Source organism: Microbacterium californiense (assembly GCF_047246625.1).
Lineage (GTDB): Bacteria > Actinomycetota > Actinomycetes > Actinomycetales > Microbacteriaceae > Microbacterium.
In genome coordinates this window covers 249,421-263,529 of record NZ_JBFOKQ010000001.1, presented here as the reverse complement: position 1 = coordinate 263,529, position 14,109 = coordinate 249,421, and the positions used below count along the sequence as shown (strand labels likewise).

11 protein-coding genes are annotated in these 14,109 nt (G+C 71.1%); 9 read left to right on the top strand and 2 right to left on the bottom strand.

Annotated elements, in window-relative coordinates; genetic code table 11:
- Nucleotides 1–110: 110 nt before the first annotated feature.
- From AB3M82_RS01310 to ligA, 3 genes are read left to right on the top strand one after another with little or no spacing between them, the layout of a single operon-like run.
- Nucleotides 111–1,283: a cysteine desulfurase family protein gene (locus tag AB3M82_RS01310; protein WP_412955091.1), complete on the top strand. Its 1,173-nt coding sequence runs from the start codon at nucleotides 111–113 to the stop codon at nucleotides 1,281–1,283.
- A gap of 9 nt (nucleotides 1,284–1,292) precedes the next feature.
- A complete protein-coding gene (mnmA, locus tag AB3M82_RS01305) occupies nucleotides 1,293–2,390 on the top strand; it encodes a tRNA 2-thiouridine(34) synthase MnmA (protein ID WP_412955089.1) in 1,098 nt (365 codons plus the stop codon).
- 40 nt (nucleotides 2,391–2,430) lie between these two features.
- Nucleotides 2,431–4,752 (top strand): NAD-dependent DNA ligase LigA, encoded by a 2,322-nt coding sequence (gene ligA / locus AB3M82_RS01300; RefSeq protein ID WP_412955087.1) that lies wholly within the window; start codon nucleotides 2,431–2,433, stop codon nucleotides 4,750–4,752.
- A 93-nt stretch (nucleotides 4,753–4,845) separates the two neighbouring features.
- On the opposite strand, the gene AB3M82_RS01295 is transcribed toward ligA, so the two are convergent.
- Together AB3M82_RS01295 and AB3M82_RS01290 are read right to left on the bottom strand one after the other, a co-directional pair.
- The gene (locus tag AB3M82_RS01295; protein ID WP_412955084.1) at nucleotides 4,846–6,732 is read right to left on the bottom strand and encodes a DEAD/DEAH box helicase; all 1,887 of its coding nucleotides are present in this window, start codon (nucleotides 6,730–6,732) and stop codon (nucleotides 4,846–4,848) included.
- Nucleotides 6,733–6,780: 48 nt separating this feature from the next.
- Nucleotides 6,781–8,481, bottom strand: a complete 1,701-nt coding sequence (locus AB3M82_RS01290; protein ID WP_412955082.1) for a long-chain-fatty-acid--CoA ligase — start codon at nucleotides 8,479–8,481, stop codon at nucleotides 6,781–6,783.
- Nucleotides 8,482–8,553: 72 nt separating this feature from the next.
- Here AB3M82_RS01290 and gatC point away from each other — a divergent pair, with 72 nt between their 5' ends.
- Genes gatC through AB3M82_RS01260 form a run of 6 tightly spaced genes read left to right on the top strand, consistent with a single transcriptional unit; the run spans nucleotide 8,554 to nucleotide 14,106 of the window.
- Entirely contained in the window at nucleotides 8,554–8,853 is a 300-nt protein-coding gene (gatC, locus tag AB3M82_RS01285) for an Asp-tRNA(Asn)/Glu-tRNA(Gln) amidotransferase subunit GatC (protein WP_412955080.1), read from the top strand.
- The gene (gene gatA / locus AB3M82_RS01280) at nucleotides 8,850–10,367 is read left to right on the top strand and encodes an Asp-tRNA(Asn)/Glu-tRNA(Gln) amidotransferase subunit GatA (protein ID WP_412955077.1); all 1,518 of its coding nucleotides are present in this window, start codon (nucleotides 8,850–8,852) and stop codon (nucleotides 10,365–10,367) included. Before gatC ends, gatA begins: the two co-directional genes overlap by 4 nt.
- Nucleotides 10,367–11,881: an Asp-tRNA(Asn)/Glu-tRNA(Gln) amidotransferase subunit GatB gene (gatB, locus tag AB3M82_RS01275; protein ID WP_412955075.1), complete on the top strand. Its 1,515-nt coding sequence runs from the start codon at nucleotides 10,367–10,369 to the stop codon at nucleotides 11,879–11,881. The genes gatA and gatB overlap by 1 nt, the downstream gene beginning before the upstream one ends.
- 50 nt (nucleotides 11,882–11,931) lie before the next feature.
- A complete protein-coding gene (gene dinB, locus AB3M82_RS01270; RefSeq protein WP_412955072.1) occupies nucleotides 11,932–13,188 on the top strand; it encodes a DNA polymerase IV in 1,257 nt (418 codons plus the stop codon).
- A 35-nt stretch (nucleotides 13,189–13,223) separates the two neighbouring features.
- On the top strand, nucleotides 13,224–13,541 hold the full coding sequence (locus AB3M82_RS01265; protein ID WP_412955070.1) for a hypothetical protein: 318 nt from the start codon (nucleotides 13,224–13,226) through the stop codon (nucleotides 13,539–13,541).
- A gap of 31 nt (nucleotides 13,542–13,572) precedes the next feature.
- Entirely contained in the window at nucleotides 13,573–14,106 is a 534-nt protein-coding gene (locus tag AB3M82_RS01260; protein ID WP_412955069.1) for a nucleoside/nucleotide kinase family protein, read from the top strand.
- Nucleotides 14,107–14,109: the final 3 nt, after the last annotated feature.

The following is a 14,109-nucleotide window of genomic DNA, read 5'->3' as shown; positions in this document are numbered from 1 at the left end:
AATACACCCTAAAGCGCCTTCGGCCGAGCGGTGGCAGCGCTGTCTTCGCGAACGGGCGCGGAATGTTCCGAAACGGGGACCGGTGCCCCGATATGGGGGAGAGTGGAGGGATGCACTATCTCGACCACGCGGCGACGACACCGTTGCGTCCTGAGGCACGCGACGCCTGGCTCGCGGCGTCGGAGACGGTGGGCAACGCCAGCTCGACGCACGGAGCGGGCCAGGAGGCGCGACGGCTGCTCGAGGAGGCGCGGGAGCGGGCCGCCGCCGTGCTCGACTGCGACCCGATCGAGATCGTGTTCACCTCGGGCGGGACCGAGTCCATCAATCTCGCACTGCAGGGGCTGTGGCATGCCCGGGCGGCCGACACCGACGCGATCGTGCTCCCGGATGCCGAGCATCACGCCACCATGGACACGGTCGCGGCCCTCGCCGGTCTCGGCGCGGTGATCCGTCCCGTCCCCGTCTCCATGACCGCGCGGATCCCGGTGCCGACGTTCGCGGAAGCGCTCCCGGGCGCCGCTCTCGCGACCGCGCTCGTCGCGAACAACGAGGTCGGGACCCTCAACGACGCGGCAGGGCTCGCCGCCGCGGCGGCCGACGCCGGCGTGCCCCTGCATCTCGATGCGGTCGCCGCCCTGGGGCACCTGCCCCTGTCCTTCCGAGAGTGGCGAGCGGATGCCGGAGCCGGCATCGGGCTCGTCGCGATGAGCGTCGCCGGGCACAAGATCGGTGCACCCGTGGGCATCGGTGCGCTCGTCGTGACGCGCAGCGCCCGGATGAGCGCGCTGTTCCGCGGCGGAGGCCAGCAGCGCGGTCTGCGTCCGGGCACGCAGGACGTCGCGGGGGCCCGGGCCTTCGCCGTCGCCCTCGAGTGCGCGGAGCGAGAGCGGGAGTCCGAGGCCACGCGCCTCTCGGCGCTCCGCGACCGGCTCGTCGCCGGCATCCGCGAGCAGGTGCCCGAGGCCGAGCTGCTGGGGGAGCGCACCTACCGACTCCCCGGCAACGCGCACCTGCTCTTCCCCGGCGCCGTGGGCGAGAGCCTCCTGTTCCTGCTCGATATGGCGGGAGTCGCGGCATCCACCGGATCCGCCTGCCAGGCCGGGGTCGCCGAGCCCTCGCACGTGGTGCAGGCGATGGGACGCAGCGAACGGGACGCGCGCAGCGTGCTCCGCTTCTCGCTGGGCCGCACGTCCACCGAGGACGACGTGGCGACGGCCGTGGCGGCGATCGGGGAGGCCTACGCCCGGGCGGGCGGGTCCCGTCCAGGCGCGCGCTCGTAGACTGGACTCATGCGGATCCTGGCAGCCATGAGCGGCGGCGTCGACTCCGCCGTCGCGGCCGCTCGTGCCGTGGAGGCGGGGCACGACGTCGTCGGCGTCCATCTCGCGCTCTCCCGCGCCGGCGGCACCCTGCGGACGGGCAGCCGGGGGTGCTGCACCATCGAAGACGCCATGGACGCCCGTCGTGCCGCCGATCGGCTCGGCATCCCGTTCTACGTCTGGGACTTCTCGGAGCGCTTCCGGGACGACGTGATCGACGACTTCATCGCCGAGTACCAGGCCGGCCGCACGCCCAATCCCTGCATGCGGTGCAACGAGAAGATCAAGTTCGCCGCCCTCCTGGAGCGCGCTCTCGAGCTGGGCTTCGACGCGGTCTGCACCGGCCACTACGCCACGCTCGTCGACGGTCCGGGAGGACTCGAGCTGCACCGGGCCTCCGACAACGCCAAGGACCAGTCGTACGTCCTCGGGGTGCTCACCGCCGACCAGCTCGCGCACACCTACTTCCCGCTGGGCTCGACGCCGTCGAAGGCGCTGGTCCGCGCGGAGGCCGAGGCGCGCGGCCTCAGCGTCGCGCAGAAGCCCGACAGCCACGACATCTGCTTCATCCCGGACGGCGACACGCGCGGCTGGCTCGCCGAGAAGGTGGGGACGGCGACCGGGGAGATCGTGGACCGCTCCGGTGCCGTCGTCGGCGCGCACGAGGGCGCCCACGGGTTCACCGTCGGGCAGCGACGGGGGCTGAAGCTCGGTGTCCCCGCGCCGGACGGCAAGCCGCGGTTCGTCCTCGAGGTGCGACCCGTCTCGAACACCGTCGTCGTCGGCCCGAAGGAGGCCCTCGCCATCGGCGAGATCTCCGGCGGGCGCTTCAGCTGGGCCGGGTCGGCGCCGGCGGACGCCGAGTTCGCCTGCCACGTGCAGATCCGTGCGCACGCCGAGCCGGTCGAGGCCACGGCGCACCTCGACGCCGACGGCGTCCGGGTCGTGCCGGAGGTCCCGCTCGACGGGGTCGCACCCGGGCAGACCGCCGTGCTGTACCTCGGCACCCGCGTGCTGGGGCAGTTCACGATCGACCGGACGGTGTCCGCCGTCCCGGTCGACGCCTAGTCCTCCGCCCGATGTCCGTCCCCGCTCATAGACTGGCGGGGTGCCGGAGATCATCTCATTGGAAGCCGCCCGCGTCGAGGCAGAGGAACTGACCGCGCGCATCCTCGAGGCGAAGGACGCCTACTACGGGCGCGACACCTCCCTCGTCGACGACTTCACCTATGACGGGTGGATGCACCGGCTCGAAGAGCTCGAGCGGCTGCACCCCGAGCTCCAGAGCCAGGATTCGCCCACGCAGATGGTCGGCGCCGCGGAGGCCACGGGCCTCGCGACCATCGAGCATGCGGAGAGGATGCTCAGCCTCGACAACGTCTTCTCGGTCGAGGAGCTCCGCGAGTGGGCGGCCAAGACCCGGGCCTCCGCCGGGCGCGAGGTCGCCTGGCTGACCGAGCTCAAGATCGACGGCCTCGCCATCAACCTGCGCTACGAGAACGGTGTGCTCACGTCTGCCGCGACCCGCGGGGACGGGCGCGTCGGTGAGATCGTCACCGAGAACGCGCTGCGCCTCGCCGACATCCCGGAGCGGCTCTCCGGTGAGGGGCATCCCGCGATCGTCGAGGTGCGGGGCGAGGTCTTCATCCCGGTGGCCGCGTTCGAACGGCTCAACGCCGCCCAGGCCGCGTTCCGCGAGCGCGCCTACGCTGACGCACTGGCGAGGTGGGAGACGCGCCGGGGCGCCAAAAGACCGTTCGACGAGGACAAGGCCCGCAGCGCCGCGGCGCGCCGTTTCCCCGCCTTCGCCAACCCGCGCAACGCCGCGAGCGGCGGGCTGCGCCAGCAGATCGACAAGAAGGACGGGCTCGAGCTCGAGGCCGGCCTGCTGCGGATCGAGTCGCTGTCGCTCTACGTGCACGGCATCGGCGCCTGGCCGGACCCGCCGGTGTCCGCGCAGAGCGAGATCTACGACCTGGTCGCGGCCTGGGGTCTCCCGGTGAGTCCGCACACGCGGGTCTGCCAAAGCGTCGACGAGGTCGTCGCCTTCGTCGAGCACTTCGGCGAGCATCGTCACGACGTCGAGCACGAGCTCGACGGCATCGTCGTGAAGGTGGACGAGCTGGCCCTCCACGACGAGCTCGGCGCCACGAGCCGCGCCCCGAGATGGGCGATCGCGTACAAGTACCCGCCCGAGGAGGTGCAGACGCAGCTGCTCGACATCGTGGTCTCGGTCGGGCGGACAGGACGCGCCACCCCGTTCGCCGTCATGGCTCCGGCCCAGGTGGCCGGCTCCGTCGTGCGTCAGGCGACACTGCACAACAAGGACGTGGTGAAGGCTAAGGGCGTGCTGATCGGCGACACGGTCGTGCTCCGCAAGGCCGGCGACGTCATCCCCGAGGTGCTCGGGCCGGTCGTCGAGAAGCGCGACGGGAGCGAGCGGGAGTTCGTGATGCCGGACGTGTGTCCGGAATGCGGCACCCCGCTGCGGCCGATGAAGGAGGGCGACATCGACCTCCGATGCCCCAATGCGCGATCGTGCCCCGCGCAGGTGCGCGGACGCGTCGAGCACATCGGATCGCGAGGTGCGCTGGATGTCGAGGCGCTGGGCGAGGTGACGGCTGCGGCGCTGACCCAGCCCACGTCGCCGGCCGTGCCGCCGTTGGAGACCGAGGCCGGGCTGTTCGACCTGACGCTGGAGCAGCTCGTGCCGATCGAGCTGTTCGTCCGGGACGCCGAGACGGGGCTCCCCAAGGAGGACGACGACGGTCTCGTCAAGACACGCGCTCCCTTCCGGCGCAATCCCACGGCCGCGGAGAGGAAGTCGGGGCTCGAGGGTCCGCAGCCGTCGTCGCAGGCCGTCACCCTCATCGCCGAGCTGGAGAAGGCCAAGTCGAAGGATCTGTGGCGCCTGCTGGTCTCGCTCAACATCCGCCACGTCGGCCCCGTCGCGGCGCGCGCGCTGGCGCAGTGGTTCGGCTCCCTCGATGCGATCCGTGCGGCGTCCCGCGAAGAGCTCGCCTCCGTCGAAGGAGTGGGCGGCATCATCGCCGACTCGCTGCTCGACTGGTTCGCCGTCGACTGGCACCAGGAGATCATCCGGCGGTGGACGCAAGCGGGCGTGCAGTGGTCCACCCCGGGGCACCCCGGGCCCGGGGCCGCCGCGCAGGCCGGCGGGGTCCTGGAGGGGCTCACGGTCGTCGCGACGGGATCGCTCGAAGGCTACACGCGCGAGGGTGCACAGGAGGCCATCATCCAGGCGGGCGGCAAGGCGGCCTCCAGCGTCTCGAAGAAGACCGACTTCGTCGCAGCCGGACCCGGAGCGGGCTCGAAGCTGGGAAAGGCGGAGGAGCTCGGCATCCGCATCCTCGACGCCGCCCAGTTCCGCGTCCTGGTCACCGAAGGACCGGACGCGCTCGACGGGGCCTGATCGGCGTCGGCGACACCGCTGCGCCGGGATCACCCGGTCCGCGCGCCGTGCGGCGGACCGGGCACCCGTTCGCGGCACCTCCGGCGGGCGGAGTCAGTTCTTGTGGCGCGGCTTTCGGGAGGGCCTGTCGTCGCGGTCGCTGCGGGCCGGCCGGTCGTCGCGGTCGCGACGCGGACGGTCGTCCCGATCCCGGCGCTCGAAGCGGTCGCCCCGTCCGCCGCTGCGGTCACCGCGATCGCGCCCCTCGGAATCCCGCGGCCCCGAGGGGCGGCGCCCGCGCGGTCCGCGGTCGGGAGTGATCTCGATGAGGCGGCCCGAGATGCGCGTGTCGCGGAGCCTCTCGAGCACGGACGGATCGAGGTTGGCCGGCAGCTCGACGGTCGAGAAGTCGGGGCGGATGTTGATGACGCCGAAGTCGTCGCGGCCGAGCCCGCCCTCGTTCGCCAGGGCGCCGACGATCTGACGCGGCTCGACGCGGTGGCGACGACCGACCTCGATCCGGTACGGCGTGTAGTCGCCGCGTCCGCGTCGCTCGGTGCGGGGCTCGCGCTGCTCGCGAGCGGCCCGTTCGCGCGGCGGGCGGTTGTCCGCGGCGACCGCCCGGGCGAGGGGATCGTCGGCCGGGTCGAGCAGCAGCGGGGTGTCGCCCTGGGCCACGATCGCCAGAGCCGCGGCGACATCGGCCTCGGGCACGTCGTGGTTGCGGACGTAGTGGGCGATCACATCACGGAACGTCTCGATGCGCGACGGGTCGCCGAGTGCGGCGGTGATCGCGTCGTCGAAGCGCGTGAGGCGGGTGGAGTTCACATCCTCCGTCGTCGGCAGCTGCATCTGCGTCGGCTCCTGGCGCGTCGCCTTCTCGATGTGCTTGAGCAGGTAGCGCTCCCGCGGCGTGATGAAGCTGATGGCGTCACCCGTGCGACCGGCGCGGCCCGTGCGTCCGATGCGGTGCACATACGACTCGGTGTCGGTCGGGATGTCGAAGTTCACGACGTGGCTGATGCGCTCCACGTCCAGGCCGCGGGCGGCGACGTCGGTCGCGACCAGGATGTCGAGCTTGCCGTCCTTGAGCTGGTTGACGCTGCGCTCGCGCTGGACCTGGGGGACGTCTCCGTTGATCGCGGCCGCCGAGTACCCACGTGCGCGGAGCTTCTCGGCGAGTGTCTCGGTCTCGTTCTTCGTCCGGACGAAGACGATCATGCCGTCGAAGTTCTCGACCTCGAGGATGCGGGTGAGCGCGTCGACCTTCTGCGCATACGACACGACGAGGTAGCGCTGCGTAATGTTCTTGTTGGTCGCCGTCTTGGAGGTGATCGTGATCTCCTCCGGGTCGCGCAGGTACTTCTGCGCGAGGCGGCGGATCTGCGGGGGCATGGTGGCCGAGAACAGCGCCACCTGCTTCTCCTCGGGCGTCTGCGCGAGGATCTGCTCGACATCCTCGGCGAAGCCCATCTTCAGCATCTCGTCCGCCTCGTCGAGCACGAGGTACTGCAGCTCCGAAAGGTCCAGCGTGCCTTTCGCGAGGTGGTCCATGATGCGGCCGGGTGTGCCCACGACGACGTGCACACCGCGACGGAGGGCGGAGAGCTGCACCCCGTAACCCTGTCCGCCGTACACGGGCAGCACGTGCACGCCCTTCATCTTCGACGCGTACGACTCGAATGCCTCGCACACCTGCAGCGCGAGCTCGCGCGTCGGGGCGAGCACCAGCGCCTGCGGGGTCTTCTGCGAGACGTCGAGGCGTTCGAGGACGGGGAGCGCGAAGGCCGCCGTCTTGCCCGTCCCGGTCTGCGCCATGCCGACGACGTCGCGGCCGGAGAGCAGCGTGGGGATCGTCGCCGCCTGGATGGGCGACGGGGTCTCGTAGCCGAGGTCGCGGATGGCTTTCAGGACCGGCCCGGTGATTCCGAGGTCCTCGAATCCGGGGGTGGCGGGGGAGTTCTCGGGGGCGTCGGTCGGCGCTGCGTCTTCAGGGGTCACTTCCCAAGGGTAGCGCCCCGGAGACGGGTCGTGCGTGCGAAGGCGGGCTCAGGCGCCGCTCGTCAGCGCGACCAGGCGCTCCTTCACCTGACGCCGCAGCACCTTGCCGATGAGCGACTTCGGCAGCTCGTCGACCACGAACAGCCGTCGCGGCACCTTGTACGGGGTGAGGATGCTGCGAGCGAACTCGCGGATCGCCTCGACGTCGACGTCCTGACCGCCGTCGACGACGATCGCTGCGACCACCTCCTCGCCCGAGTGGACGCTAGACAGCCCGACGACCGCCGCATCCTCGACCTGCGGATGCTGGCGCAGCGCGTTCTCGACCTCGGTCGGCGCCACATTGAAGCCACCGGTGATGATCAGCTCCTTGATCCGGTCGACGATGCGGACGAAGCCCGCGTCGTCGATCGTGACGATGTCGCCGGTGCGGAACCATCCGTCGACGAAGACCGCCTCCGTCTCCTCCGGCTTGCCGTAGTAGCCCGCGAAGACCTGCGGTCCGCGGACGAGCAGCTCGCCGGCCGATCCTGACGCGACGTCCTGTGTCGGATCCTCCGGGTCCACGACGCGGCACTCCGTCCCCGGAAGGGGAAGTCCGACGGTGCCCGGGACGCGGTTGTCGGCCACCGGGTTGGCCATCAGTACCGGCGAGCACTCGCTCAGCCCGTACCCCTCGACGAGGAAGCCGTGCGTCGCGGCCTCGAACGGCACCACGAGCTCGTGGGGGAGCGCCATGGCGCCGGAGATCGCGACCTCGATGCCGTCGAGCGAGATGCCCTTCTGCGTCGCGGCCGAGAGGAGGCGGTCGGCGATCGGAGGGACGAGGGGGAGGAAGGTGGCCGGATGCTTCCGCATGGCGCCGAGAACGAGATCGGGATCGAACTTGGGGAAGAGCACGAGCCGCGCACCCATCGACATGGCGAACGTGAGGCAGAGCGTCAGCCCGTACGCGTGGAACATCGGCAGCACGGCGTACACCACGCAGCCCTTGCCGCGCTGGATCGAGGGCACCCACGCCTGCGCCTGCGCGGCGTTGGAGAGCAGGTTCCGGTGGGTGAGAGCGGCGCCCTTCGGCGTGCCCGTCGTGCCGGAGGTGTACTGGATGATCGCGAGGTCGTCCGTCGAGGGGCGGGGGTGCGAGGAGGGGATCGGGGCGTGCCCGAGGAGGGAGTCCCAGCTCACTGTGCCGCGGACGCGGGTGGTGAGCGCGGCGCGGGACTCCCGAGCCTTCGCGATCGGGAGCCGCAGCGCGGCCCGCGTCAGGAACGGCATGGCCGTCGTCACGTCGACGGACACCAGGTTGGTGACGGCCAGGTCGGCGGGGAACTCCTGCACGACGCCCACGACCTTGTTCCAGACGATCGCGTGCTTCGCGCCGTGGTCCTCGAACTGCTTGCGGAGCTCCCGCGGGGTGTACAGCGGGTTGTGCTCCACCACGACGGCCCCGAGACGGAGGACGGCGTAGAACGCCACGATGTGCTGGGGGCAGTTGGGGAGCACGATGGCGACGGGGTCTCCGGCGCGGAGGCCGAGATCGTGCAGCCCGGCCGCGACGCGATCGATGGAGTCCTGGAGATCGGAGTACGTCGTCTCCCGGCCGAAGAACTGCAGTGCCGGAGCATCCGGGTAGTCCCGTGCCGACGCCGCGACGATGTCGATCAGCGACCCCGACACGGGCGCGAGGTCTTCGGGAACACCGGCGCCGTAGCTGGCGACCCACGGGCGAGGAGGCTGGAAGGTGCTCACCCGCCCAGCATAGGGGCGGGCTCCGGCGCACCGGCGGTGGGTGGCGGGGGACCCGACAACTAGACTGGGGACGTGTCTGAAATCACCCCTGATCTTGTGCGCCATCTCGGCGTGCTCGCGCGCATCCAGCTGAACGACGACGAGGTGACGCGGCTCACGGGCCAGCTCGACGCCATCGTCGACAACATCGCGAAGGTGTCGGAGGTCGCGACCGCCGACGTGGAGGCGACGAGCCACCCGATCCCGTTGAGCAACGTCTTCCGCCCCGATGAGGTGGGGCAGACCCTGACGCATGAACAGGTGCTGCAGAACGCCCCGGATGCCGCCGACGGCCGCTTCCGTGTGACCGCGATCCTGGGAGAAGAGCAGTGAGCGACCTCATCCGACTGACCGCGGCCGAGCTCGCCGACCGGCTCACCTCCGGCGACGTGTCCAGCGTCGAGGCGACGCAGGCCCATCTCGACCGCATCGCGGCGGTCGACGGCGACGTGCACGCGTTCCTCCACGTCAACGAGCACGCGCTCGACACGGCCGCCCGGATCGACGCGCAGCGCGCCGCCGGTGAGACGGTCGGTCCGCTGGCGGGTGTGCCGCTGGCGATCAAGGACGTCCTGGTCACGACCGACCAGCCGACCACCAGCGGCTCGCGCATCCTCGAGGGGTACCGCTCGCCGTACGACGCGACGGTCGTCGCCCGCGCCCGTCGCGCCGGGCTGGTGCCGCTGGGCAAGACCAACATGGACGAGTTCGCCATGGGCTCCTCGACCGAGCACTCGGCCTACGGAACCACCCGCAACCCCTGGGATCTCGACCGCATCCCCGGCGGCTCGGGCGGCGGCTCGGCGGCTGCCGTCGCGGCGTTCGAGGCCCCGCTGGCCCTCGGCTCCGACACCGGTGGCTCGATCCGGCAGCCGGCGCACGTGACGGGGACCGTCGGCGTGAAGCCGACCTACGGCGGAGTGAGCCGGTACGGTGCGATCGCCCTCGCCTCGAGCCTGGACCAGGTCGGTCCGGTGTCGCGGACGGTGCTCGACTCCGGGCTCCTGCACGACGTGATCGCCGGCCACGACCCGAAGGACTCGACGTCGCTGCGCGACTCGTGGCCCTCGTTCGCCGACGCCGCCCGCGAGGGCGCGCGCGGGGACGCTCTCAAGGGCCTCCGCGTCGGTGTGATCCGGGAACTCCCGGACAGCGGCTTCCAGGCGGGAGTGGCGTCGTCGTTCCGCAGCGCGCTGGCTCTCATGGAAGCGCAGGGTGCGGAGATCGTGGAGGTCGGCGCACCGCACTTCGAGTACGGCGTGGCCGCCTACTACCTGATCCTCCCCGCGGAGGCGTCGAGCAACCTCGCGAAGTTCGACTCGGTGCGCTTCGGGCTGCGGGTCACTCCGGACGGCAACCCCACGGTCGAGGACGTGATGTCGGCGACGCGCGACGCCGGATTCGGCGACGAAGTCAAGCGACGCATCATCCTGGGCACCTACGCTCTCTCGGCCGGGTACTACGACGCCTACTACGGCAGCGCCCAGAAGGTGCGCACGCTGATCCAGCAGGACTTCGCCGGCGCGTTCGCCGACGTCGACGTCATCGCGACGCCGTCGGCGCCGACCACCGCGTTCAAACTCGGCGAGAAGGTGGATGATCCGCTGCAGATGTACCTGAACGACTTCACCACGATCCCCGCGAACCTCGCGGGCGTGCCGGGGATCTCGATCCCGAGCGGCCTCGCCGAGGAGGACGGTCTGCCGGTCGGCATCCAGTTCCTCGCCCCCGCGCGGGAGGACGCTCGCCTCTACCGCGTCGGAGCGGCGCTCGAAGCGCTGCTGGTCGACTCGTGGGGCGCCCCGCTCCTCACCCGCGCGCCCCAGCTCGCAGGAGGGAACCGCTGATGGCCGCCGCAAAGCTCATGGACTTCGACAAGGCGCTGGAGATGTTCGAGCCCGTTCTGGGATTCGAGGTGCACGTCGAGCTCAACACGAATACGAAGATGTTCTCGGACGCGCCCAATCCCGCCAACGAGGCATACCACGCCGCCGAGCCGAACACCCTGATCGCCCCGGTCGACCTCGGGCTCCCCGGGTCGCTGCCGGTCGTCAACGAGACGGCCGTCCGTTCGTCGATCAGCCTCGGCCTGGCGCTCGGCTGCTCGATCGCCGAGTCCAGCCGGTTCGCGCGCAAGAACTACTTCTACCCGGATCTGGGCAAGAACTATCAGATCTCGCAGTACGACGAGCCGATCGCCTTCGAGGGTTCGGTCGAGGTCGAGCTGGAGGACGGCACGATCGTCACGATCCCGATCGAGCGCGCCCACATGGAGGAGGACGCGGGCAAGCTCACCCACATGGGTGGCGCGACCGGTCGCATCCAGGGCGCGGAGTACTCGCTGGTGGACTACAACCGGGCAGGCGTGCCGCTCGTCGAGATCGTGACGAAGACGATCTTCGGCACCGAGCATCGGGCACCGGAGGTCGCGAAGGCCTACGTCGCCGCGATCCGCGACATCGTGCGCGGGCTCGGCATCTCCGAGGCCCGGCTGGAGCGCGGCAACCTGCGGTGCGACGCGAACGTCTCGTTGCGTCCCCGGGGCGCGGAGAAGCTCGGCACCCGCACCGAGACCAAGAACGTCAACTCCATGCGCTCGGTCGAGCGCGCGGTGCGCTACGAGATCCAGCGCCAGGCGCAGATCCTCGCCGACGGCGGGACCATCACGCAGGAGACCCGGCACTGGCACGAGGACACGGGGACGACGTCGCCGGGGCGCCCGAAGTCGGATGCCGACGACTACCGCTACTTCCCGGAACCCGACCTGCTCCCCGTGCAGCCCGCCGCCGAGCTGATCGAGGAGCTCCGCGCCGCGCTGCCGGAGCAGCCGGTCGCCCGTCGTCGCCGCCTGATGTCCGAGTGGGGCTTCACGGATCTGGAGTTCCAGGACGTGCGCAACGGCGGCATCCTCGACGAGGTCGAGGCGACCATCGCCGCGGGCGCCGCTCCGGCGGCGGCGCGCAAGTGGTGGACCGGTGAGATCGCCCGCCTCGCGAACGCTCAGGGTCGCGACGCGGCGGAACTCGTCAGCCCCGAGAACGTCGCCGCGCTCCAGAAGCTGGTCGACTCGGGCACGCTGACCGACAAGCTCGCCCGCCAGGTGCTCGAGGGCGTCATCGCGGGCGAGGGCACGCCGCAGGAGGTCGTCGACGCGCGCGGACTGGCGGTCGTCTCCGACGACGGCGCGCTGATCGCGGCGATCGATGAGGCCTTCGCGGCGCAGCCCGACGTCCTCGCTAAGATCAAGGACGGCAAGGTGCAGGCCGCCGGCGCGGTCATCGGTGCGGTCATGAAGGCCATGAAGGGCCAGGCGGACGCCGCTCGGGTCCGCGAGCTCATCCTGGAGCGCGCCGCACAGTGAGCGCAGCTCTCCCTCGGGCCGCTGTCGGTGGTCCGAGGGAGAATGGACCCATGGGACACGGCGACGGCAGAGGGCGCATGGTGTCGCCGGCGGGCGCCGACGACACCGGCACCCGCATCCTGCACGTCGACATGGACGCGTTCTATGCCGCGGTCGAGGTGCTCGACGATCCCAGCCTGCGCGGCCTCCCGCTGATCATCGGCGGGGCGGACGGCAGGTCGGTCGTCTCCAGCGCGTCCTACGAGGCGCGGCGCTACGGCGTGCGCTCCGCGATGCCGGTGGGTCAGGCGATGCGGCTGTGTCCGACGGCCCGGATCGTCACGCCGCACTTCCACCGCTATCAGGAGGTGTCGCGGCAGGTGATGACGATCTTCGAGTCGTTCACGCCGCTCGTGGAACCGCTCTCGGTCGACGAGGCGTTCCTCGACGTCCAGGGCGTGCGGCGCCTCTGGGGGAGTCCCGGCCGCATCGCCGAACTGATCCGCGAACGCGTGGAGCGCGAGGTGGGCATCACCTGCAGCGTGGGGGTCGCGGCCACCAAACACGTCGCCAAGATGGCTTCGACCGCCGCCAAGCCGAACGGGATGCTCATCGTCCCCGCCCAGCGGACCCAGGAGTTCCTCGGTCCGCAGTCCGTGCGCGCCATGTGGGGCGTGGGCCCCAAGGCCGCCGAGTCACTCGAGGCTCGCGGCATCCGGACGATCTCCGACATCCGCGAGTCGTCGCCCGAGATGCTGGAGCGGGCGGTGGGGCCAGCCCTCAGCGCGCGCCTGGCGCAGCTCGCGCGGGGTGAAGACGCCCGTACCGTCGAGACGGAGCGGGTCGAGAAGAGCATCGGCCACGAGGAGACCTTCGATCACGACATCAGCGACCGGGTCTTCCTCCGGGCGGAGCTTCTCCGTCTCGCGGACCGGGTCGCGGCGAGGCTGCGGCGCGCCGAGTGGGAGACCGCGACCGTGTCGATCAAGGTGCGCTTCGACGACTTCCGCACCGTGAACCGGTCGCAGACGCTCGCCGAGCCGACGGCGGTCGGCCAGCGGATCGGCGAGGCGGCCCAGGCGCTCTTCGAGCAGATCGAACGTCGGGATCCGATTCGGCTCGTGGGTGTGCGCGCCGAGAAGCTGCAGCCGGCCGGCGGCGGGATGCTCGGCCTGTGGGATGAGGACGAGGACTGGCGGAAGGTCGAGGGTGCGGTCGATGACGCGGTCGCGCGTTTCGGCAATGCCACGATCACGCGGGCGCGTCATCTGGGTCGAGGCGACGGTCGTGGCGCGGCTCGGCATCCGAAGGCCCACGGACTCGACTGATCGCGCGGGACGCACGGGTGGGATACCGTGAGACCATGCCGAACATCGCACTCGAACTCGGAAAGCAGGCCGCCTCCCTCGGAGTGAAGAGCGCCTACGGTGAACCTCAGGACGTCGACGGCGTGAGCATCACGCCCGTGGCGATCACCTACTCCGGCTTCGGAGGAGGCAGCGGCGACGGCGCGGAAGGCGGAGGCGGCGGTGGGATGTCCATCCCCGTCGGCGTCTACGTGCGCCGTGAGGAGGGGCTCCGGTTCGAGCCCAACATCGTGACCCTGCTGGCGGTCGCGGTCCCGTTCGTCTGGGTCACCGGTCGGGCGCTCTCCCGCATCATCCGTGCACTCAAGAAGTGACGATCCGGTCGCTGTCGCGCTCGCGCGTGCGGTGACCGACATCCGCGACGACGTGCGCGCCCTGGCGACCGCGAATCCCGTCGTGCTGATCGACGGGCGCAGCGGGGCGGGCAAGTCGTCGTTGGCCAGACTCCTGGCGGCGGAGTGGCCGATCGACGGCCGCGTGCAGGTGATCGCCCTGGATTCCCTCTATCCCGGATGGGATGGGTTGGAGCAGGGTGTCGAGCGTGCGCGCGAATGGATCCTCCGCCCGCACGGGCGGGGGATGCTGGGCACTTGGCGCCGCTGGGATTGGGTCGCCGGCACCGAGGCGGAGAGCCATGGCGTGGATCCGGCACTCGGCGTGATCGTCGAAGGCAGCGGGGTGCTCACCCCGGCGACGGCCGCTCTCGCGGACATCGGGATCTGGGTCGAAGCCGCTGAGCCGGTGCGCCGAGCGCGGGCGCTGGAGCGCGACGGTGAGACGTACCGCCCGCACTGGGAGCGTTGGGCGGAACAGGAACGCCGACATATCCAACGCCACCGGCCGCAATCGCTCGCGACCCGCGTCGTCATGGTGCCCTGAGAG